The organism is Streptomyces sp. CB02056 (genome assembly GCF_001905545.1).
Classification (GTDB): domain Bacteria; phylum Actinomycetota; class Actinomycetes; order Streptomycetales; family Streptomycetaceae; genus Kitasatospora.
The window spans coordinates 305234-325011 of sequence record NZ_LIPD01000001.1; the positions used below are offsets into that span (position 1 = coordinate 305234).

Annotated in this window: 20 protein-coding genes; 13 read left to right on the forward strand and 7 right to left on the reverse strand. The window is 74.1% G+C overall.

Annotated elements, in window-relative coordinates:
• Positions 1-9 precede the first annotated feature (9 nt).
• From AMK13_RS01330 to AMK13_RS01350, 5 genes are all read left to right on the forward strand, one after another.
• Positions 10-738, forward strand: a complete 729-nt coding sequence (locus AMK13_RS01330; protein ID WP_074000789.1) for a VIT1/CCC1 transporter family protein — start codon at positions 10-12, stop codon at positions 736-738.
• A 161-nt stretch (positions 739-899) separates the two neighbouring features.
• Positions 900-3434: an ATP-dependent Clp protease ATP-binding subunit gene (locus tag AMK13_RS01335; protein ID WP_380717030.1), complete on the forward strand. Its 2535-nt coding sequence runs from the start codon at positions 900-902 to the stop codon at positions 3432-3434.
• A gap of 103 nt (positions 3435-3537) precedes the next feature.
• Positions 3538-4782, forward strand: coding sequence for a sensor histidine kinase (locus AMK13_RS01340; RefSeq protein WP_241852705.1), 1245 nt, complete (start codon positions 3538-3540; stop codon positions 4780-4782).
• Positions 4779-5456: a response regulator gene (locus AMK13_RS01345; protein ID WP_074000791.1), complete on the forward strand. Its 678-nt coding sequence runs from the start codon at positions 4779-4781 to the stop codon at positions 5454-5456. The genes AMK13_RS01340 and AMK13_RS01345 overlap by 4 nt, the downstream gene beginning before the upstream one ends.
• A 165-nt stretch (positions 5457-5621) precedes the next feature.
• The gene (locus AMK13_RS01350; RefSeq protein ID WP_074000792.1) at positions 5622-5939 is read left to right on the forward strand and encodes an SHOCT domain-containing protein; all 318 of its coding nucleotides are present in this window, start codon (positions 5622-5624) and stop codon (positions 5937-5939) included.
• A gap of 129 nt (positions 5940-6068) precedes the next feature.
• On the opposite strand, the gene AMK13_RS01355 is transcribed toward AMK13_RS01350, so the two are convergent.
• The 3 genes from AMK13_RS01355 to AMK13_RS43290 all read right to left on the reverse strand — a co-directional run bounded on the left by AMK13_RS01355 (position 6069) and on the right by AMK13_RS43290 (position 7768).
• Complete coding sequence (locus tag AMK13_RS01355) at positions 6069-6953, reverse strand: metallophosphoesterase family protein (protein WP_074000793.1); 885 nt, start codon at positions 6951-6953, stop codon at positions 6069-6071.
• A 248-nt stretch (positions 6954-7201) separates the two neighbouring features.
• On the reverse strand, positions 7202-7555 hold the full coding sequence (locus AMK13_RS01360; RefSeq protein ID WP_241852706.1) for a DUF4190 domain-containing protein: 354 nt from the start codon (positions 7553-7555) through the stop codon (positions 7202-7204).
• Positions 7556-7612: 57 nt separating this feature from the next.
• On the reverse strand, positions 7613-7768 hold the full coding sequence (locus tag AMK13_RS43290) for a hypothetical protein (RefSeq protein WP_158077657.1): 156 nt from the start codon (positions 7766-7768) through the stop codon (positions 7613-7615).
• A gap of 120 nt (positions 7769-7888) precedes the next feature.
• Between AMK13_RS43290 and AMK13_RS01365 the strand changes: the two genes are divergently transcribed.
• The 6 genes from AMK13_RS01365 (at position 7889) to AMK13_RS01390 (ending at position 14812) form a co-directional block, all read left to right on the forward strand.
• Complete coding sequence (locus tag AMK13_RS01365) at positions 7889-8518, forward strand: TetR family transcriptional regulator (protein WP_074000794.1); 630 nt, start codon at positions 7889-7891, stop codon at positions 8516-8518.
• A gap of 149 nt (positions 8519-8667) precedes the next feature.
• Positions 8668-9531: a S1 family peptidase gene (locus AMK13_RS01370; protein ID WP_074000795.1), complete on the forward strand. Its 864-nt coding sequence runs from the start codon at positions 8668-8670 to the stop codon at positions 9529-9531.
• Between the two features lie 239 nt (positions 9532-9770).
• Entirely contained in the window at positions 9771-11291 is a 1521-nt protein-coding gene (locus AMK13_RS01375) for a S28 family serine protease (RefSeq protein WP_074000796.1), read from the forward strand.
• Between the two features lie 185 nt (positions 11292-11476).
• Complete coding sequence (locus AMK13_RS01380; RefSeq protein ID WP_074000797.1) at positions 11477-12205, forward strand: TetR/AcrR family transcriptional regulator; 729 nt, start codon at positions 11477-11479, stop codon at positions 12203-12205.
• Positions 12189-13823 (forward strand): acyl-CoA dehydrogenase family protein, encoded by a 1635-nt coding sequence (locus AMK13_RS01385; RefSeq protein WP_074000798.1) that lies wholly within the window; start codon positions 12189-12191, stop codon positions 13821-13823. Before AMK13_RS01380 ends, AMK13_RS01385 begins: the two co-directional genes overlap by 17 nt.
• Positions 13820-14812, forward strand: coding sequence for an amidohydrolase family protein (locus AMK13_RS01390; RefSeq protein ID WP_107418639.1), 993 nt, complete (start codon positions 13820-13822; stop codon positions 14810-14812). Before AMK13_RS01385 ends, AMK13_RS01390 begins: the two co-directional genes overlap by 4 nt.
• Here the strand turns inward: AMK13_RS01390 and AMK13_RS01395 are convergent, their stop codons facing one another.
• Positions 14813-15616 carry an inositol monophosphatase family protein gene (locus tag AMK13_RS01395; protein ID WP_241852707.1) on the reverse strand — a complete coding sequence of 268 codons (804 nt, stop codon included), beginning with the start codon at positions 15614-15616 and terminating at the stop codon, positions 14813-14815.
• A 115-nt stretch (positions 15617-15731) separates the two neighbouring features.
• Here AMK13_RS01395 and AMK13_RS01400 point away from each other — a divergent pair, with 115 nt between their 5' ends.
• Both AMK13_RS01400 and AMK13_RS01405 read left to right on the forward strand, forming a co-directional pair.
• Positions 15732-16724, forward strand: a complete 993-nt coding sequence (locus AMK13_RS01400) for an Lrp/AsnC family transcriptional regulator (RefSeq protein WP_074000799.1) — start codon at positions 15732-15734, stop codon at positions 16722-16724.
• A 196-nt stretch (positions 16725-16920) separates the two neighbouring features.
• A complete protein-coding gene (locus AMK13_RS01405) occupies positions 16921-17355 on the forward strand; it encodes a hypothetical protein (RefSeq protein WP_074000800.1) in 435 nt (144 codons plus the stop codon).
• Here AMK13_RS01405 and AMK13_RS01410 read toward each other — a convergent pair.
• The 3 genes from AMK13_RS01410 to AMK13_RS01420 all read right to left on the reverse strand — a co-directional run bounded on the left by AMK13_RS01410 (position 17352) and on the right by AMK13_RS01420 (position 19678).
• On the reverse strand, positions 17352-18221 hold the full coding sequence (locus tag AMK13_RS01410; protein WP_074000801.1) for a helix-turn-helix domain-containing protein: 870 nt from the start codon (positions 18219-18221) through the stop codon (positions 17352-17354). The two genes, AMK13_RS01405 and AMK13_RS01410, sit on opposite strands and share 4 nt — an antisense overlap.
• A gap of 91 nt (positions 18222-18312) precedes the next feature.
• Positions 18313-18795, reverse strand: coding sequence for a DUF2269 family protein (locus tag AMK13_RS01415; RefSeq protein ID WP_074000802.1), 483 nt, complete (start codon positions 18793-18795; stop codon positions 18313-18315).
• Between the two features lie 175 nt (positions 18796-18970).
• Positions 18971-19678: a 4'-phosphopantetheinyl transferase family protein gene (locus AMK13_RS01420; RefSeq protein WP_074000803.1), complete on the reverse strand. Its 708-nt coding sequence runs from the start codon at positions 19676-19678 to the stop codon at positions 18971-18973.
• Positions 19679-19778 lie beyond the last annotated feature (100 nt).

Consider the following 19778-nt stretch of genomic DNA (forward strand, 5'->3'; position numbering starts at 1 on the left):
GGTGGGCGGATGGCTGAGCAGGTCGGGGAGCAGGTCGGGGCGCAGGCCGGGGGGTCGCGGGCGGAGCTGTCCTCGCGCCTGAACTGGCTGCGCGCGGCCGTGCTGGGGGCCAACGACGGCGTGGTGTCGACGGCGGGCATCCTGACCGGCGTGGCGGGTGCGGCGGGCTCCCGGACGGCGCTGCTCGCGGCCGGGGTGGCCGGACTGCTGGCCGGGGCGATGTCGATGGCGGCCGGCGAGTACGTCTCGGTCAGCACCCAACGGGACACCGAGCGGGCCGCGTTGGCGCGGGAGCGGCGGGAGCTCGCGGAGGACCCGGAAGGGGAGCTCGACGAGCTGACCGACTACTACCGGGGCAGCGGGCTGGCGGACGGCCTGGCCCGGGAGGTGGCGACGGCGCTGACCGAGCGGGACGCGCTGGCCGCCCATGCGCAGACCGAACTCGGCATCGACCCCGACGTGTTGACCAACCCCTGGGAGGCGGCACTGGCCAGCGCGGCGGCGTTCACGCTGGGCGCGCTGGTGCCGCTGCTGGCGGTGCTGCTGCCGCCGGAGTCGTGGCGGCTGGTGGTGACGGTGGTGGCGGTGGTGGCCGCGCTGACCCTGTCGGGCTGGGCGAGCGCCCGGTTGGGGGGTGCCGGTCCGGCCCGGGCGGTCCTGCGCAACGTCGTGGGCGGGTTGCTGGCGATGGCGGTGACGTACAGCGGTGGCGTGCTGCTGGACCAGGTCACCGGGTGACCGCGAACCCCCGTCCGTACGAGCGGACGGGCGGACCACCGGACCGTGGCGGCGGGGCCCGGGCACGCCGGGTGACGGCCCCGGTCGGCTCGACGGGCGGGCCGGTCCGGCCTGTGTTTGTGTGGCTGCAAACCGCTTGGGAGAGGTGACTTGCCGTGACCATGCCCCCGTTCGGATCGAACGATCCGTTCTCCGACCTGCTCAGCCGGTTCTTCGGGATGAGCCCGATGGCCTCCCCGCCCGCCGTGCAGCGGGTGCCGATCGGGCGGCTGCTCAGCGAGTCCTCGCAGGAGCTGCTCGCGCTGGCCGCGCAGCGGGCGGCCGAGGACGGCTCCAGCGACCTCGACACCGCGCACCTGGCCTGGGCGGCCACCCGGGTGGACCCCTCGCGCCGGATGCTGGAACGGGCCGGCATCGACCCGGACCGGCTCTCCGGCGACCTGGAGCACGCCCTGCCGTCCGGCAACCCCGAGACGGTGGACGGCCGGCCGGCGCTCACCCCCTCGGCCAAGCGCGCGCTGCTCGCCGCGCACGCCCGCTCGCAGGAGGCCGGGGCCTCGTACATCGGCCCGGAGCACATCCTCGGCGCGCTGCTCGACCAGGAGCGCTCGGGCGCCGGGGTGGCGCTGCGCAACGCGGCGCCCTCGCAGGAGGCGCTGAAGTCGGTGCTGGAGGGCCGCGGCACCGGCGGCGAGCGCAGCAGTACGGGCGCCCACCCGAGCGAGACGCCGACGCTGGACGAGTACGGGCGCGACCTCACCGAGGAGGCGCGCTCGGGCCGGCTGGACCCGGTGGTGGGCCGGGCCGAGGAGATCGAGCAGACCGTCGAGATCCTCTCCCGGCGGACCAAGAACAACCCGGTGCTGATCGGTGAGCCGGGCGTCGGCAAGACCGCGATCGTCGAGGGCCTGGCCCAGCGGATCGTCTCCGGGGACGTGCCGCAGAGCCTCAGGGAGAAGCGGGTGGTCACCCTCGACCTGACCGCGCTGGTGGCCGGCTCCAAGTACCGGGGCGAGTTCGAGGAGCGGCTGAAGAACGTGATCGACGAGGTCACCGCGGCCGAGAAGAGCGTGATCCTGTTCCTGGACGAGCTGCACACCGTGGTCGGCGCGGGCGGTGGCGGCGAGGGGTCGATGGACGCCGGCAACATCCTCAAACCGGCGCTCGCGCGCGGTGAGTTGAGCGTGGTCGGCGCGACCACCCTGGACGAGTACCGCAAGCACGTGGAGAAGGACGCCGCGCTGGAGCGCCGCTTCCAGCCGGTGCTGGTGCCCGAGCCGAGCGTCGAGGAGACGATCGAGATCCTCCAGGGGCTGCGCGACGCGTACGAGGCGCACCACCAGGTGCGGTTCACCGACGAGGCGCTGGACGCCGCGGCGACGCTCTCCGACCGGTACGTCAGCGACCGCTTCCTGCCCGACAAGGCGATCGACCTGCTGGACCAGGCGGGTGCGCGGGTCCGGCTGCGCAGCCTGAGCGGCTCCACCGAGGCGACCGGGGTGCGGGACCGGATCACCAAGCTGAAGCGGGAGCTGGACGAGGCCGTCGCGGACGAGGAGTTCGTCCGGGCCGCCAACCTGAAGACCGAGCTGCGGCAGACCGAGGACGAGTTGGCGGCGGTCGCCGAGTCCCGCGAGGAGGTCGTCGACGTGACGGCCGACGACATCGCGCAGGTGCTCTCCTCCCGGACCGGCATCCCGGTCGCGGAGCTGAACGCGACGGAGAAGGAGCGGCTGCTCAAGCTGGAGGACCACCTGCACCAGAAGGTGATCGGCCAGGACGAGGCGGTCACCGCCGTCTCCCAGGCGGTGCGCCGCGGCCGGGCCGGGATGGGCGACCCGGAGCGCCCGACCGGCTCCTTCCTCTTCCTCGGGCCGACCGGCGTCGGCAAGACCGAGCTGGCGAAGGCGCTGGCGGCACTGCTGTTCGGCGACCCGGACCGGATGATCCGCTTCGACATGAGCGAGTTCCAGGAGAAGCACACCGTCTCCCGGCTGGTCGGCTCCCCGCCCGGGTACGTCGGCTACGAGGAGGCCGGGCAGCTGACCGAGGCGGTGCGCCGCAAGCCGTACAGCGTGCTGCTCTTCGACGAGGTGGAGAAGGCCCACCCGGACGTCTTCAACCTGCTGCTCCAGGTGCTGGACGACGGGCGGCTGACCGACTCCCAGGGGCGTACGGTCGACTTCCGCAACACCGTGGTGATCATGACCAGCAACATCGGCTCGCAGCGGATCCTCGACCACGCGGGCAACGTGGACGAGATCCGAGACGACCTGATGCGGGACCTGCGGCAGCACTTCCGGCCGGAGTTCCTCAACCGGATCGACGAGGTGATCGTCTTCCACGCGCTCACCCGGAAGGACCTGCTGTCGGTGGTGGACCTGCTACTGGAGCGCAGCCGGCGGCGGCTGCGGGCCCAGGACATCCGGCTGGAGGTCACCGAGGCGGCCAAGGAGTACCTGGTCAACCGGGGCTACCAGCCGGAGTTCGGGGCCCGGCCGCTGCGCCGGACGATCCAGTCGGAGCTGGACAACCGGATCTCCAACCTGCTGCTGGACGGTTCGGTGCGGGAGGGGGACACCCTGATCGCGGAGGTGAGCGACGGGGAGCTGGTGGTCACGCTGGCGCGGCCGGAGGCCTCGGCGACCTTCGAGGAGGCGGAGGCGAAGGCCGCCGCCGCTGCCGCCGAGGGCTGATCCGGTCGAGGCGGGCCTGGTTCGGGCGTACTCCAGGGGGAGTACGCCCGAACGCCACTGCTGGAGGACGCGTACGGGCGCGGCGCGGGTCTAGCTTGTGGGCATGATGCCGCCCACCTCCCCGCCGACCGAGCCGCCCGTGGCGGAGCAGCCGCGGGGGGAGCCGCCCGAGCCGCCGCGCCCGCCGTGGGCGCGCGCGGCCGCGGTGGGCCACGCCCTGGGGCCGGCGGTGGCGGTCGCGGCGATCCAGGTGGTCGGCTCGACCGTCGCCGCGCACGGCCAGCACGGGCGGGTCCCGCTGGACGCCCTCGGCTACCTCCTGCTGCTGCTCGGGCCGGCCCTGCTGGTGCTGCGCGGCCGCCGGCCGGTCGCGGTGGCGGCCGGCACCTCGGTGGTCACCGCCGGGTACCTGGCCGCCGGGTACCCGTACGGGCCGGTCTTCGTGAGCTGGCTGATCGCCTGCTGCGCGGCGATCGGCTCCGGGCACCGCCGGGCGGCCTGGACGGGCGCGGCCGGGGTCTACCTGGTGCACCTGCTGGGCACCTTCGTGCTGCCGGCGAGCTGGCAGCGCGCCGCCCCGCCGTCCGGCAGCGTCTGGCCGCAGGAGCTCGGGCTGCTGGCCTGGCTGCTGCTGGTGATGGCGGGCGGCGAGCTGGTCCGGTTCCGGCGCGAGCGGATCGCCGCCCACCGGGCCTACCGGCAGCAGCTGGAGGAGCGCCGGGCCAACGAGGAACGGCTCAAGATGGCCCGGGAGTTGCACGACATCCTGGCGCACAGCCTGTCGCTGATCAACATCCAGGCCGGGGTCGCGCTCGCGCTGCTCGACCGGCGGCCGGAGGAGGCGCGCGGCGCGCTGGTCACCATCAAGTCGACCAGCAAGGAGGCGCTCGGCGAGGTCCGTCAGGTGCTCGCGACGCTGCGCGGGCCCGGCGCGCCGCCGCGCGGGCCGGCCCCGGGGCTGGACCGGCTGGACGAACTCACCGAGCAGGCGGACCGGGTGGGCCTGGAGGCGGAGGTGCAGGAGCGCGGCGAGCGGCGCGCGCTGTCCGCCGCCGTCGACCTCACCGCCTTCCGGATCGTCCAGGAGGCGCTCACCAACGTGGTCCGGCACTCGGCGGCCCGGCAGGCGGTCGTGGTGCTGGACTGGACGGACCGGGCCGTGCTGGTGGTCCGGGTGGAGGACCCGGGGCCCGCGGTGCCCGGTGACGCGGGCGGGTCGGGCAGCGGGTTGGTCGGGATGCGGGAACGCGCGGCGGCGTTCGGTGGCACCATCACGGCGGGGCCGCTGCCCGACGGCGGCTTCCGGGTCCGGGCGGAGCTGCCGACACCGAAGGCGGAGAGCGATTGATTCGGGTACTGCTGGCGGATGACCAACTGCTGGTCAGGGCGGGCTTCCGGGCCCTGCTGGACCTCCAGGACGACCTCACGGTGGTCGGTGAGGCGGACGACGGCGAGGCCGCGGTCCGGCTCGCCCGCGAACTCGTGCCGGACGTCGTGCTGATGGACATCCGGATGCCGCGGATGGACGGGCTGGAGGCGACCAGGAGGATCGCCGAGGACCCGGCGCTGTCCTCCGTGCGGGTGGTCGTGCTGACCACCTTCGAGCTGGACGAGTACGTCTTCGAGGCGCTGCGCTCCGGGGCGGCGGGCTTCCTGGTCAAGGACACCGAGCCGGCCGACCTGCTGCGGGCGGTCCGGGTCGCCGTCGCGGGGGACGCGCTGCTCTCACCGGGGGTCACCCGGCGGCTGATCGGCGAGTTCGCCGCCCGGTCGAAGCGGCCCGAGACCGTGCCGCAGGGGCTCTCGGACATCTCGATGCTGACCGAGCGGGAGCGCGAGGTGCTGGCGCTGGTCGGGATGGGGCTGTCCAACGAGGAGATCGCCCGGCGGCTGGTGGTCAGCCCGCTGACGGCGAAGACGCACGTCAGCCGGGCGATGGTGAAGCTCGGGGTGCGGGACCGGGCGCAACTGGTGGTGCTGGCCTACGAGTCGGGGCTGGTGCGGCCGGGCTGGCTGGGCTGAGGCCTGCTCCCGGGCCGGAGCGTCGCGGGTGGTTCGTACTCTCCCGGGAGTATCCCAACTGCCGCTGCTGGTAGGACGCGCGATGAGGGTCTTCGGCGGGACGCTTCAGGTGTCTCGGGAACCGCCCGAGGCGCTGGAAGCCCACCACCGAGGAGTTGAACCACCATGTACACCCAGCTGGCCGACTGGCACGGCCCGGGCCCGTGGATCCTGCTGATCCCCCTGGTCTGGATCGCCGTGGTGGTCCTGGTGATCGCGGTCCTGCGCCGCACGGTCTGGCGGCGGCACGGCTGCGGGTACGGCGCCAGGGCCGGGTTCGGGCCCGGATCGGGAGCCGGAGTCGGGGCCGTCGTGGAGCATCCGCTGGCCGTCCTGGGCCGCCGCTACGCCGAGGGCGACATCGACGCCGAGGAGTACCGCGCCAAGCGGGCCGTGCTCAGCGAACCGCCGCGGGGCGACCCGGGAGGAGGCGGCGCCAAGTGACCGCCCCGGGCGTCGTACGGGGCGCCGCCGCCCGGGTGGCCGACGCCCGGGTCGCCGACGCCGTGGAGGTCCACGGTGTCGGCGGCGCCGGGGGCCGGCAACCCGGCCGCGTGACGGTGGGCCGGAGGCTCAGCCCGCCTGCTGCGGGAAGACCTCCCGCAGCAGCGGGTCCGGCAGTCCGCGCTTGCGCCACTCGCGCGGGTAGCCGAGCGAGACCTCCGTGAACGGGACGCCGTCGTAGGTGGTCCGGCGCGGGATGTGGAGGTGGCCGTAGATCATCGCCGCGGTGTTGAACCGGGTGTGCCAGTCGGCGGTCAGCTCAGTCCCGCACCACTGGGCGAACTCGGGGTACCAGAGGATCTCGGTGGGCTGACGGACCAGCGGGTAGTGGTTGACCAGGACGAGCGGGACGTCCGGGTCGCAGGCCGCCAGTCGCTTCTCGGTCAGCCGGACGCGCTCGCGGCACCAGGAGTCGCGGTCCGGGAACGGGTCCGGGTAGAGCATCCGCTCGTCCGCGCAGACGATGCCGCTCTCGTAGGCGGCCGCCAGGGAGGCCTCCTTGGTGGTCGTGCCCGGCGCGCGGAAGGTGTAGTCGTAGAGGAGGAAGAGCGGGGCGATGCGGACGGGTCCGCCGGGGCCCTCCCAGACCGGGTACGGGTCCTCGGGGGTCACCACACCGAGCCGGCGGCAGCGTTCCACCAGGTGCTCGTAGCGGGCCACTCCGCGCAGCTGGACCGGGTCCTCGGGGTGGGTCCACAGCTCGTGGTTGCCGGGCACCCACACCACGCGGGCGAAGCGTTCGGCGAGCAGGCCGAGGGCCCACTCGATGCTGGTGGTGATCTCGGCGACGTCACCGGCGACGAGCAGCCAGTCCCCGGGGTGGGAGGGTTGGAGCTTCTCCACCAGGTCGCGGTTCTCCTGGTAGGAGATGTGCAGATCGCTCACGGCGAGCAGCCGTCCACCCGTCGGGGTGGTCCGTTCCGGCTGTGCCTCGCTGCGGTTCTCCGTAGTCACTCCTGCCCCCTGAGGTCGCCCGGCCAATGGGGCCCACCCTACGTGGCGGGCGGGGGGAGTGGGGCGGGTTGACGGGATCAGTCGTTCGAACCGTCGGTTCAGGAGCCGAGGTCAGCCCGGCGATTCACCGGTGGTTCACCGGCGGGTCAGGGCCGGGACGGTGGATCGGGAGCCGAGCGGAAGGCGGGCTGAGGATAGGAGACGGGATCAGGAAGTGGGAGTGGAAGGGAAGTTGGGGTCGGGCCGGTTCAGGAGCTGATGTCGATGAGCACCCCGTGGGAGGTGGCGGTGGTGACGGCGAGGATCGCCAGCGAGGCGATGCCGAGGGTCAGGCCGAGGACGGCGCGGCCGCGCCGGTTGGTGCCGCGGACCAGGGCCAGGGTGGCCAGGGTGATGGCGATCGGCCCGAGGACGATGTTGAACAGCAGTAGGCCGGGCAGGCCGAGGAGGAAGGAGGCGACAGCGAGTCCGTCGGCCTCGGCGGTGCCCTGACGGCCGGTCGTCTGACGAGCAGCCTGCTGGGCCTGGCGCTCCGGGCGGTCAATGTTCTGGCGGCCGGTGGCGATGCGGCCGATGGCGATGCGGTCGGTGACGGTGCTCATGGTGGTGCGGGTCCTCTCTGGAGAGTGGCCGCGGGTGCGGTCCGCGGAGCGGCCGGGTCAGCGGTGCCGGAGGCGGGCGATGCCCTCGCGGGCGCCGAAGGCGAGCAACCAGGCGGTGATGCCGGCGGAGGCGGCGAGGAAGACCGGGAGCGAGGTGTGGGCGGCGGTGCCGATCAGGATGCCCATGGCGACCAGGGCGGAGAGCAGGATCACGGCTGACTCCTTCGGCTGCGGCTGGGACTGCGCCGATTTCGGTTGACAAGTGTTCACTGACTTCGGCCCCACTCTACGCTCGGCTGGCCAAGTTCGGCAAACGAATGTTTACTGAATGGCGTGAGTCACACCGTTGGGGCCAGACAGGCCCAGAAGCAGCAGAGTCGGCGGGCCTTGCTGGATGCCGGGCTGCACCTGTTGGCCGATCAGAACCTGGCGAGCCTGGGCGTCCGGGAGGTCACCCGCGAGGCGGGGCTCTCCCCGGCCGCCTTCTACCGGCACTTCCCGGACCTCGCCGCCCTCGGGGTGGCGCTGGTCGAGGAGTCGCTGGCCAGCCTGCACGTCATGATCCGTTCGGTGCTCGCCGAGGCCGGCGACGCCGAGGAGCTGATCGACCGCGCGGTGGACGTGATCGAGCGGCACGTCCGCGAACACCGGCCGCACGTCCGCTTCCTGGCGCGCGAGCGGCACGGCGGGGTTCGGCGGGTGCGCGAGGCGATCGACGCCGAACTCGGCCGCTTCGCCGCCGAGGTGGGAGCCGCCCTGGCGCTGCAGCCGCAGTCGCGGCGGTGGAGCGAGCAGGACCTGCGGATGCTCGCCGAGCTGTACGTCGACCACATGGTCTCCACGGCCGCCGCCTTCCTGGAGGCGCTGGAGACGGACCCGGCCCGGGAGCGGCGGATCGCCGCCACCGCGCGCCTCCAACTGCGCCTGATCAGTCTCGGTCGGGAGCACTGGCAGGCGGGTTGACCGTCCGGGAGTTGGCCGGGTGGCGACGATAACCGGTCATTGCGGCTTGGGCGGTTCTTGGTGTTGCTTTGACTCTTGACAGTGGGTCATGTCCGCGACAGCTTTGGTGCACCCCCACCAGTGGATCCCCCCACATCGAGAGGTCTCTCATGAAGAAGCCGCTCAAGCCGCTCATAGGCACGGTCGCCGCGCTCCTGGTCGCCGGGGCCACCGCCCTCGGCGGAGCCGCTCCGGCCCAGGCCGCAGCCTCCGCCGACAAGTCCGCAGCCAAGCCCGTCACCGCCGTCAACTTCGCCGGGACGGTCGCCCTCAGCAACTGCTCCGGCTCGCTGGTGCGGATGCCCGGCTCGACCGCGAACGACCCGGCCCTCATACTCTCCAACGGCCACTGCCTGGAGACCGGCATGCCCGGTCCGGGCGAGGTGGTCCTCAACCGGTCCTCCAGCCGGACCTTCACCCTGCTCAACGGGAGCGGCAGCGGTGTCGCCACGCTGCGCGCGAACAAGATCGTCTACGGCGCGATGACCGACACCGACGTGTCGATCTACCAGCTGAACACCACCTACGCCTCGATCCAGTCCCGGTACGGCATAGCCCCGTTGACGATCGCCGCCACCCACCCGGTCCAGGGCACCTCGATCAAGGTCGTCTCCGGCTACTGGAAGAAGATCTACTCCTGCTCGGTGGACGGCTTCGCCTACCGGCTGAAGGAAGCCGACTGGACCTTCAAGGACTCGGTCCGCTACACCTCCACCTGCAACGTGATCGGCGGCACCTCCGGCTCGCCGGTGGTCGACGCCTCGACCGGCCAGGTGGTCGCCGTCAACAACACGATCAACGAGAGCGGCGAGACCTGCACCCTGGACAACCCCTGTGAGGTGGACCAGAACGGCGCGGTGACGGTCCGTCCGGGCATCGGCTACGCCCAGGAGACCTACGGGATCCCGGCCTGCTTCGCCGCCGGCAACCGCTTCGACCTCACCCTCGCCGGCTGCACCCTGCCCCGCCCGTAAGCCACCAGGGCAACCGCGCTGACCAGCACTTTTCCCCCGATGGGCCATCCGCGAACGGCGGGTGGCCCATTCGGCCGTCCATCGGCCGGCCACCGCTCCACCCGTTCCACCCCGCCCCACCCGGCCGTCCACCAGTCGGCCACCGCTCCACCCCGCTCCACCCGCACCATCCGCTCCACCCGCGCCGCGCGGCCGTACCGGCGGGCGGCAGTCATGCCAGTTGAACAGATGGAGAGTTGATGACCACCACCGTGAGAAGGCTGCTGGTTTCCGCCCTGCTGATACCGCTGCTCGCGTTCGGCGGCCTGGCGAGCCCGGCGTCCGCCGCCGACGGCCAGGGCGCGCAGGGTGCCCAGGGGGCGCAGGGTGACCAGGGCAAGGCGTCCCGCCACGGCCGGAGCCCCGCCGACGACCCGACCGCCGACATCAAGGACCGCCTGGCGGCGATCCCCGGCGTGACGATCACCGAGGAGAAGCCGACCACCACCGGTCACCGCTACTTCGTCGCCACGTACACCCAGCCGATCGACCACTTCCGGCCCTGGCTGGGCACCTTCCAGCAGCGCTTCAGCCTGCTGCACCGCGGCTACGACCGCCCGACCGTCTTCTACACCAACGGCTACACGCTGGGCACCAACCCGTCCCGCACCGAGCCGACCCGGCTGGTGGACGGCAACCAGGTGTCCATCGAGTACCGGTTCTTCACCCCCTCCCGCCCGGAGCCGGCGGACTGGTCGAAGGCCGGCATCCGCCAGGGCGCCGCGGACTCGCACCGGCTGGTGACCGCGCTCAAGCGGATCTACCAGGAGGAGTGGCTGTCCACCGGCGCCAGCAAGGGCGGCATGTCCTCCACCTACTTCCGCCGCTTCTACCCGGACGACGTGGCCGGCACGATCGCCTACGTCGCGCCGAACAACACGAACGTCAACGACTACCAGGCGTACAGCGACTTCTTCCGGACCGTCGGCACCCCCGAGTGCCGGGCCAGGCTGAACGCCGCCCAGCGCGAGCTGCTGGTGCGCCGTGACCGCCTGGTGCCCCGCTACGTCGCCGACAACAAGGCGTCCGGCTCCACCTTCAACACCCTCGGCTCCCCGGACCGCGCGTACGAGGCCGGGGTGCTGGACGTGGTCTGGGGCTTCTGGCAGTACAGCCTGGAGGCCGACTGCGCCAAGGTCCCGGTCGCCGCGACCGCGACCGACGACGAGCTGTACGCCTGGTTCGACTCGCAGTCCGGCATCACCGGCAACAGCGACCAGTCGCTGGCGAAGTACACCGCGTACTACTACCAGGCCGCGACCGAGCTGGGCGCGCCGTTCTTCGACGTCTCGCACCTGAAGGACGTGCTGCACTACGACTACAAGGAGCTCTACTCGGTCCGCAGCTACGTGCCGAAGGAGATCCCGACCGTCTTCAACCCGAACGCGATGCCCGACATCGACCGCTGGGTGAAGCGCGAGGGTGAGCGGATCATGTACGTCTACGGCGGCAACGACCCGTGGGGTGCCAAGCCGTTCCACCTCGGCCGGGGCAGCGAGGACAGCTACGTCTACACCGTGCCCGGCGGCAACCACGGCTCGAAGATCGAGCAGCTGCCCGCCGCGCAGTCGGCGGAGGCCACCGCCAAGGTGCTGGAGTGGGCCGGTCTGGGCGACGCGAACGCCGCCCGCTCGCTCGCCAAGACGCCGCAGCCGGGCTCGGACTTCGGCCCGCTGGACGTCGAGGGCCAGCGGCTGGAGCAGGAGCGCCGCCCGCTGTAGCGCTCGCGCTCGCGCTAGGCAGGTCGCACCACCACGCATGAGGAGGAGGCCGTCCCGGAACCCGGGGCGGCCTCCTCGCGTCGTCCCGCGCCCCCGCGCCCGCACGTCCCCCGCGCCCCGCCGGCGGGAAGGTCGGGCCGCCCCAGCCCCTCCCCGAAGCAGTGAATCAGTGCTTCAATGCTTGCATGGCCTACCGACGCACGCCCGCCGTACAAGCCCGCCTGGACGCCCAGCGCGAAGCGGTGCTCCAGTCGGCGGTCGGCCTGCTCGCCGAGCGCGGCTACGGCGGCTGCACGATGGCCGCCGTGGCGGACCGCGCCGGGATCGCCACCGGCAGCCTCTACCAGCACTTCAGCGGCAAGGCCGAGCTGTCGGTGCAGCTGTTCCGCCGGGTGGTCACGCACGAGATCGACGCGGTCAACGCCGCCGTCGCCCGCCAGGACACCCCGAGGCGGCGGATCGCCGCCGTGGTCGAGACCTTCGCCGCCCGCGCCCTGCGCGCGCCCCGGCTGGCGTACGCGCTGCTGGTCGAGCCGGCCGACGCGGTCGTGGACGAGGAGCGACTGGTGTTCCGGCGGGCGTTCCGGGACGTGATCGCCACCGAGATCGCCGCCGCCGTGGCGAGCGGCGAACTGCCCGAGCAGGACCCGGTGCTGACCGCCGCCGCCCTGGTCGGCGCGGTCGGCGAGGCCCTGGCCGGCCCGCTCGCCGCCGCACCCGGAACAGCCGTACCCGGAACAGCCGCGTCCGGGGCAGCTGCCACACCCGGAGCGGCCGAGACCGGAGCGGCCGAGACCGGAGCCGCCGGGACCGGAGCCGCCGAGCCCGAACAGAGCGACAAGACCACGGTGGTCCCCGCCCTGGTCTCCTTCACCCTGCGTGCCCTGGGAGGACGCGATGACAGCTACGCATGAGGTCACCAACCAGGTGCCCCTGCCGTACGGACACGACACCGCCGCCGACCCCACCCTGCTCGCCGCCCTCCAGCGGGCCGACGCCGGCTGGGCCGAGCCCGAGCTGCGCGAGCTGGGCCGGCTGGCCGGTTCCGAGCAGGCCGCCGAGTGGGCCCGGCTGGCCAACGAGAACCCGCCGGTGCTGCGCACCCACGACCGCTTCGGCCACCGGATCGACGAGGTCGAGTTCCACCCGGCCTGGCACGAGCTGATGCGCACCGCCGTCGGGTACGGCCTGCACGCCGCCCCCTGGCGCGACGAGCGGCCCGGCGCCCACTCCGCCCGCGCCGCCCGGTTCTTCGTCTGGGGCCAGGTCGAGGCCGGCCACACCTGCCCGATCTCGATGACCTACGCCGCCGTCCCGGCCCTGCGCGCCAACCCGGCCCTGGCCGCCGAGTTGGAGCCGCTGCTGGCCGCCCGGGAGTACGACTACGGGCTGCGCGAGCCGCGTACCAAGCGCGGGCTGATCGCCGGCATGTCGATGACCGAGAAGCAGGGCGGCTCGGACGTCCGCACCAACACCACCACCGCCACCCCGCACGCCGACGGCACCTACCGGCTCACCGGCCACAAGTGGTTCACCTCGGCGCCGATGTCCGACCTCTTCCTGACCCTCGCCCAGGCCCCGGGCGGCCTCAGCTGCTTCGCGCTGCCGCGCGTCCTGCCGGACGGCGGCCGCAACCGCCTGCAGCTGATGCGGCTCAAGGACAAGCTCGGCAACAAGTCCAACGCCTCCGCCGAGCTGGAGTACGACGGCGCGGTCGGCTGGCTGGTCGGCGAGGAGGGCCGGGGCGTCCCGACCATCATCGAGATGGTCAACATGACCCGGCTGGACTGCACCGTCGGCGCGGCCTCCGGCATGCGCTACGGCGCCACCCGGGCGGTGCACCACGCCCTGCACCGGCGGGCGTTCGGCAAGGCGCTGGTCGACCAGCCGCTGATGCGCAACGTGCTCGCCGACCTGGTGGTGGAGTCCGAGGCGGCCACGATCGTCGCGATGCGGCTCGCCCGGGCCACCGACCGCGCCCTGGCCGGCGACGAAACCGACGCGCTGGTCCGGCGGTTGGGCCTCGCGGTGGCCAAGTACTGGGTGTGCAAGCGCGGTCCGGCGCACGCCGCCGAGGCGCTGGAGTGCCTGGGCGGCAACGGCTACGTGGAGGAGTCCGGGATGCCCCGGCTCTACCGGGAGGCGCCGCTGGTGTCGATCTGGGAGGGCTCCGGCAACGTCGCCGCCCTGGACGCGCTGCGCGCCATGGCCAAGCGCCCGGAGACCGTCGAGGCCTTCCTCGGCGAACTCGACGCCGCCGCCGGCGCGGACCGCCGGCTGGACGCGGCCGTCGCCGCGCTGCGCAAGGAGCTGACCGACCCGGGGGACCTGGAGTACCGCACCCGTCGGCTGGTCGAGTCGATGGCGCTGGCCCTCCAGGGCTCGCTGCTGGTCCGGTACGGCAGCCCGGCGGTCGCCGACGCGTTCTGCGCGAGCCGGCTCGGCGGCGACCACGGCGCGGCCTTCGGCACCCTGCCGTCCGGCGTCGACACCGGGGCGATCATCGACCGCGCCCGCCCGGTGATCGCGTGAGCGACCGGGAGGCGGACGGCGTCGGGGAGGCGGAGGGCGTCCGGGCGTTCTGGCAGGGCCTCGGCCTGCCGGGGCTGATCGACGTGCACACCCACTTCATGCCGAAGAACGTCCTCGACAAGGTGTGGGCGTACTTCGACGCGGCCGGCCCGCTGGTGAACCGCCCGTGGCCGATCACCTACCGCGAGGCCGAGGAGCAACGGGTCCGGCGGCTGCGGGACTTCGGCGTCCGGGCGTTCACGTCCATGCTCTACCCGCACAAGCCCGGCATGGCCGGCTGGCTGAACGGCTGGGCCGCCGACTTCGCCGCCCGCACCCCGGAGTGCCTGCACACCGCGACCTTCTTCCCCGAGCCCGGGGCGCCCGGCTACGTGGCCCGGGCGATCGAGGACGGTGCCCGGGTGTTCAAGGCGCACCTCCAGGTCGGCGGCTACGACCCGGCGGACCCGCTGCTGGACGGGGTCTGGGGGCTGCTCGCCGAGACCGGCACCCCGGTGGTCACCCACTGCGGGTCCGGGCCGGTGCCGGGCAAGTTCACCGGCCCCGGCCCGATCGGCGCGGTGCTGGAGCGGCACCCCGGCCTGGTCCTGGTGGTCGCCCACCTCGGGATGCCCGAGTACCGCGACTTCCTCGACCTGGCCGAGCGCCACCCGGCCGTCCGGCTGGACACCACCATCGCGTTCACCGACTTCGCCGAGGCCGACGTCCCGTTCCCGCGCGCGGAACTGCCGCGCCTGCGCGGGCTGCGGGAGCGCGTCCTGCTCGGCAGCGACTTCCCCAACATCCCCTACCGGTACGTCCACCAGCTGGAGGCGCTGGCCGGGCTGGGGCTGGGGGAGGAGTGGCTGCGGGCGGTCTGCCACGACAACGCGGCCGCCCTCTTCGGACTCGGACCGGGTGTCGGAGCGCGACCCGAACCGCGACCGGAACCGCGACCCGAACCGCGACCCGAACCGGGGTCCGAAGCGGGGCCCGAGCCGAGGGGCTGATCACCGCACCGTCCGCAGCACCTCCAGCGCCCGGGCGTGCAGCCCGGGCGCGGCGGCGAGGAAGCCGTCGGAGCCGGCCGTCCAGGCCGCCCCGGCGGCGTCCGTCACCGTGGCGCCCGCCTCGCGGGCGATCAGCGCGCCGGGCAGCAGGTTGCCCGCGTCCAGGCCGTACTCCCAGAACAGCGCCAGGTGCCCGGAGCCGACCTGGGCCACCTGGAGCGCGGTCGGGCCGAGGTTGCGCACCGCCAGGACGGCGCCCGCCATCGCGGACAGCGACTCGCCGGCCCGGCGCAGCGCCACCGGGTCGGCGGCCACCCGGGGCGGCTGGCTGGTGGCGGCGACGGTGACGGCCAACTCCCGTTCCAGGGGCGCGATCGGCCGCCCGTCCAGCTCGGCCCCGCCGCCGAGCACCGCCCGGTAGGTACGGCCGTCCTGCTCCGGGGCGTGCACCACGGCCAGCACCGCCGCGCCGTCCCGCACCAGCGTGGCGGTCACCGCCCAGTGCGGCTGCCCGAGCAGGTACTGCACCGCGCCGTCGGTCGCGTCGCACAGCCACCACTCGCCCTCGGCGGGCACCGGGCCGTCCAGTTCCTCGGACACCCAGCCGGCCCGGGGGCGCAGCGCCGTCAGCCGCTCCCGCAGGGCGGCGGCCGCCGGGCCGTCCAGCTCGGCGAAGCGGGCCGCCGCCTCCGCGACGGTCCGCGCCGTGACCGGCTCGGCGGACCGGCGTGCCGCCAGCCCCGCACCGACCTCGCGCACCGCGGCCTCCACGCCCTCCGCCAGCGTCCACTGCCCGTCCGTCACGGTGACTCCTCCTCGCTCCGGGCCGGTGTCCGCTCCGGCCGCCCGGGACAAGGAGTACCGTCGGGGCTGCCGAACAGGACGCAGCAGCCGCCGGAAGTGGCGGGGATCGGACACCATGGACCTCTCCACCGCCGATCCGGACAGCGTGCTGGACACCCTCGACCGCCGCCTGGTGTGCGCCCTCCAGGTGGACGGACGGGCCGAGCCCGGCCGGATCGCCGAGGTGCTGGGCGTCTCCGCCCGGACGGTCACCCGCCGGCTGGGCCGGATGCGGCAGGCCGGGGTGCTGCGGGTGGTCCGGCTGCCGGACGTCGAGGACGCCGCCGTGGGCGCGCTGCTGCTGCGGGTCCGGGTGCTGAGCGGCCGGGTGGACGCCATCGCGCGGGCCCTCGCCGACCGCCCCGACGTGCCGTTCGTCGACGTGATGCTCGGCGGCCACGAGGTCGGGGCCGTGGTGCTCACCGACGCCGGCTCCCGCGACCGGCTGCTGTACGGGCAGCTGCCCGCGACCGGCGCCGTCACCGAGACCACCACCCATGCGGTGCTGCACGCCTTCGCCGACGCCGGGCAGTGGCGGGCCGGGTACCTGACCGGGGAGGAGGCCGCCGCGCTCGCCCGGCCCGCCGTCCCGCGCCCCGCCGAGCCCCCGCCGCTGGACGATCTCGACCGCGCGCTGCTGGAGCGGCTCGGCGAGGACGCCCGGCAGTCCCACGCCGTACTGGCCGCGGCCGTGGGCGCGCCCGAGTCCACGGTGCGCCGCCGGCTCCACCGGCTGGACGGGGCCGGGCTGCTGCGCACCCACGCCACCGTGGACCCGCGGCTGCTCGGCCTGGCCGTGGACGCCAACCTCTGGCTGGACGTGCCGCCCGGCCGGATCGCCGAGGTCGGCACGGTGCTGGCCCGCCACCCGCGGGTGCACGGGGTGTTCGCCACCAGCGGCCCGGCCAACCTGCTGGCCACGGTGTTCTGCCCGGACCACGGCGAGCTCTACCGCTTCCTCACCGACACCCTCGGACCGCTCGGCGTCACCAGGGCGGAGACCACCATCACCGCCCGCGCGGTGAAGCGGGCGGGCGTCCTGCTCCGGCAGCCACCCCGGCGGCCGTAGCCCGGCTGCTCGTGGCCCAGCGGCCGTAGCCCGCGTTGCCCGTGGCCCGGCGGCCGTAGCCCGACGCCCGTGCCCGTGCGGGCGCCCGCCCTTACCTGCGGGGTAATCGACGCCCGCCGCCGGGCCGGGCAGGGTGGGGGCACCCGGTGCGGCCGCCACGGTCCCGGGGCCCACCCCCGACAGGAGGCGATCCGCCATGTCCGTCCACGCGAACACCCTCAGCCCCGCCCGGCCCGGTTCCGTCTTCTCCCCGTGGACGGTGCGCGGCGCCCTGACCCTGGACGCCCTGGTGACCGGCGGCAACGGCCTGGCCTACCTGGCCTTCTCCGGTCCGCTCGGCGAGCTGCTCGGCGCGGGCCGCACCACCCTGGTCGAGGTCGGGCTGCTCCTCCTCGGGTACGCCCTCGCGGTCGGCGCGCTGGCCGCCCGGCGGCAGCCGCCGGGGCCGGGGGTGCGGGCGGTGATCGGCGTCAACCTGGCCTGGGTGGTGCTCAGCCTGGTCGCGATGGAGGCGTGGCTGGAGCCGACCACCGCCGGGTTCGTCTGGATCCCGGTGCAGGCCGCGGCGGTGGCCCTGTTCGCCGTCCTCCAGTTCACCGCCCTGCGGCGCCGGGCCCGGCAGCAGGGCTAAGGCGTGTCGGGCACGACCTGACGCTCGGGGCCGACCACGGACTGCAGGAACCGCACCGTCTCCGCGTCGGCCGGCAGGAAGGTCTCCATGGCCAGCTCGGAGACGGTGACGTCCAGCGGCGTGTTGAAGGTCGCGATGGTGGAGAGGAAGGAGAGCACCCGCTCCTCGTACCGGATCCGCAGCGGCAGCGCGAACGGGGACCCGTACGCGGCCGGCCCGTCCACCCGGTCGTCGGCCGGCTCGTCCGCCGGGTCGTCGGCCGGTTCGGGGTAGCCGCGGACCTCCTCGTACAGTCGGCGCAGCGGCTCGGCGCGGACCAGCTCCAGCTGCCGCTCCAACCGCTCCAGCAGGTGCCGCCGCCACTGCCGCAGGTTGACGATGCGCGGCGCGAGCCCGTCCGGGTGCAGGGTGATCCGGATCGCGTTGAACGGCGGCTCCAGCAGGTGCGGGGCGACGCCGTCCAGGAGCAGTCCGAGCGAGCGGTTGGCCGCCAGCACCCGGAAGGACCCGTCGACCACGACCGCCGGGTACGGGTCGTGGGCGGCCAGCAGCCGCTCCAGCCCGCCGCGCAGCGCGGCCATCGACGGGTCGTCCAGCGGTGTCTCGGGGTAGTGCGGGGCGTAGCCGGCCGCCAGCAGCAGGGCGTTGCGCTCGCGCACCGGGACGTCCAGCTCCTCGGCCAGCCGCAGCACCAGCTCCCGGCTGGGGCGGGAGCGGCCGTTCTCGACGAAGCTGAGGTGGCGGGCCGAGGAGTCCGCCCGCAGTGCCAGTTGCAGCTGGCTGAGCTGCCGTCGTACCCGCCAGCCGCGCAGCAGCGGACCGACGCCGGTTCCCGTCGGGCTGCCCATGCCCGCCATGATCGTCATGGCCCAGGACGGTACTCGAACCACCCCGGTCGGCGGGAGGGGGCGCGGGGGACCAGGCGACAAGGAGCCCGGGGCCCGGGGGATCAGGGGCTCAGACGACAGTGCTCGACCCCGGGCGGATGACCATGAGCACCACGACCACGGCCCACAGCAGGTTGAACACCCCGGCGGTCATCGGCAGCAGCTTCAGGCCGCCGACGGCCTTGGCGTGCTGCTCGTCCGACGGGTCGAGTTCGAGCGCGTCCACGGCGGCCTGCTGGCCGGGCAGCACGAAGAGCAGGAGGGAGAGCGCGGCGATCGCGGTCAGCACCATCGAGACGATCACCCAGGACTGCCCGAGCACGTCCATCACCTGGGCCAGGCCGATGCCCAGCACCGGCACCGCGACCCCGAGCAGCGCGTAGACCTGGGTGATCCGGTGCAGCACCCGCAGCACGCCGGCGTCGGAGGCCCGGTCCGGTCCGCCCGCCAGCGCGGCCTTCGCCCGGCGCGGGAACATGCTGACGGCCACCGCGACCGGGCCTATGAACAGGACCGACACGAGGACGTGCAGGCTCAGCAGGAACTTGGCCATGGCGGGGCACCCTCTTGAATCCGGTGGGCAGCTGGTCGGCTGGGGGCGGGGCGCACGCGATCGGCGGGCCCACGACCAGGCACGCTAACACCGCTTATTCACCGGCCCACCGCGCGGGTGGGCGCCGGAGCCCGCCGCCGGAGCCCGCCGATGCCCGGCGCCCCGCCCCCTTCGCTCAGCCGGCCGCCGTGAGCTCCACGATCCGGGGCGGGGCGGTGCTGACGGCCGCGACGGCGGCGGCGTGCTCCGGGTCGGTCCAGTCGAGCAGGTGCAGGTCCTCGTACCGGCTGCGCAGCGGGGCGCCCGGCGGGACGGTCAGCGGCAGGGCGGAGAGGTCGACCCGGCCGAGGGTGTCCAGGGTGGCCCGCCCGATCTTGATCAGCGACTCCTTGCGCACCCAGAGCCGCAGGAACGCCCGCTCCGGCTCCGGGTCGGCCTCGACCAGGGCGAGCTCGGCCGGGGCGAGCACCCGGCGGGCGACCGAGCGCAGCGAGCCGCCCCGGGTGGACAGCTCGACATCGACCCCGACCGGCTGGAACCCGGCGCCGGCCGCGACCACGCCCCGGGTGTGCGACAGGCTCACGTGCACCCCGGGGTGGTCCGGCAGGTAGGGCTTGCCGTGGTCGGCGAGCCCGCAGTCCGGGCACTGCTGGGCGAGGACGAGGCCGGCCACCGGCACGTCGAGCAGCCGGGCGGCGCAGAGCCGGACCAGGACGTGGCCGGCGGTGAAGTCGGTCCGCCCGGACTCGTGCCGGAAGCGCGCGGCGCGCTCCCGCTCCATGGCGGTCAGCAGGTGCTCGCCCGCCTCGGGGTGCCGCAGTACGGCGTCGGCGGACGCGACGGCGACGAGCGGCGCGCTCTGTTCCTGGGCCTCGGTGGTCATGCCTCCAACCTAGGGCCTGTCTTCGAACTCGCGTCTGCGGGGCGACGCGAGTTCGAAGACACGCCCTGGGGCCTTGCCGTCCGTCGGCGCCCGCCCGAGG

What these genes read in the sequence shown, in the direction of transcription:
- AMK13_RS01330 (WP_074000789.1), top strand. Translation starts at nt 10, where the DNA reads ATGGCTGAGCAGGTCGGGGAGCAGGTCGGGGCGCAGGCCGGGGGGTCG.
- AMK13_RS01335 (WP_380717030.1), top strand. Translation starts at nt 900, where the DNA reads ATGCCCCCGTTCGGATCGAACGATCCGTTCTCCGACCTGCTCAGCCGG.
- AMK13_RS01340 (WP_241852705.1), top strand. Translation starts at nt 3,538, where the DNA reads ATGATGCCGCCCACCTCCCCGCCGACCGAGCCGCCCGTGGCGGAGCAG.
- AMK13_RS01350 (WP_074000792.1), top strand. Translation starts at nt 5,622, where the DNA reads ATGTACACCCAGCTGGCCGACTGGCACGGCCCGGGCCCGTGGATCCTG.
- AMK13_RS01360 (WP_241852706.1), bottom strand. Translation starts at nt 7,555, where the DNA reads ATGAGCACCGTCACCGACCGCATCGCCATCGGCCGCATCGCCACCGGC.
- AMK13_RS01370 (WP_074000795.1), top strand. Translation starts at nt 8,668, where the DNA reads ATGAAGAAGCCGCTCAAGCCGCTCATAGGCACGGTCGCCGCGCTCCTG.
- AMK13_RS01375 (WP_074000796.1), top strand. Translation starts at nt 9,771, where the DNA reads ATGACCACCACCGTGAGAAGGCTGCTGGTTTCCGCCCTGCTGATACCG.
- AMK13_RS01380 (WP_074000797.1), top strand. Translation starts at nt 11,477, where the DNA reads ATGGCCTACCGACGCACGCCCGCCGTACAAGCCCGCCTGGACGCCCAG.
- AMK13_RS01385 (WP_074000798.1), top strand. Translation starts at nt 12,189, where the DNA reads ATGACAGCTACGCATGAGGTCACCAACCAGGTGCCCCTGCCGTACGGA.
- AMK13_RS01400 (WP_074000799.1), top strand. Translation starts at nt 15,732, where the DNA reads ATGGACCTCTCCACCGCCGATCCGGACAGCGTGCTGGACACCCTCGAC.
- AMK13_RS01405 (WP_074000800.1), top strand. Translation starts at nt 16,921, where the DNA reads ATGTCCGTCCACGCGAACACCCTCAGCCCCGCCCGGCCCGGTTCCGTC.
- AMK13_RS01410 (WP_074000801.1), bottom strand. Translation starts at nt 18,221, where the DNA reads ATGACGATCATGGCGGGCATGGGCAGCCCGACGGGAACCGGCGTCGGT.
- AMK13_RS01415 (WP_074000802.1), bottom strand. Translation starts at nt 18,795, where the DNA reads ATGGCCAAGTTCCTGCTGAGCCTGCACGTCCTCGTGTCGGTCCTGTTC.
- AMK13_RS01420 (WP_074000803.1), bottom strand. Translation starts at nt 19,678, where the DNA reads ATGACCACCGAGGCCCAGGAACAGAGCGCGCCGCTCGTCGCCGTCGCG.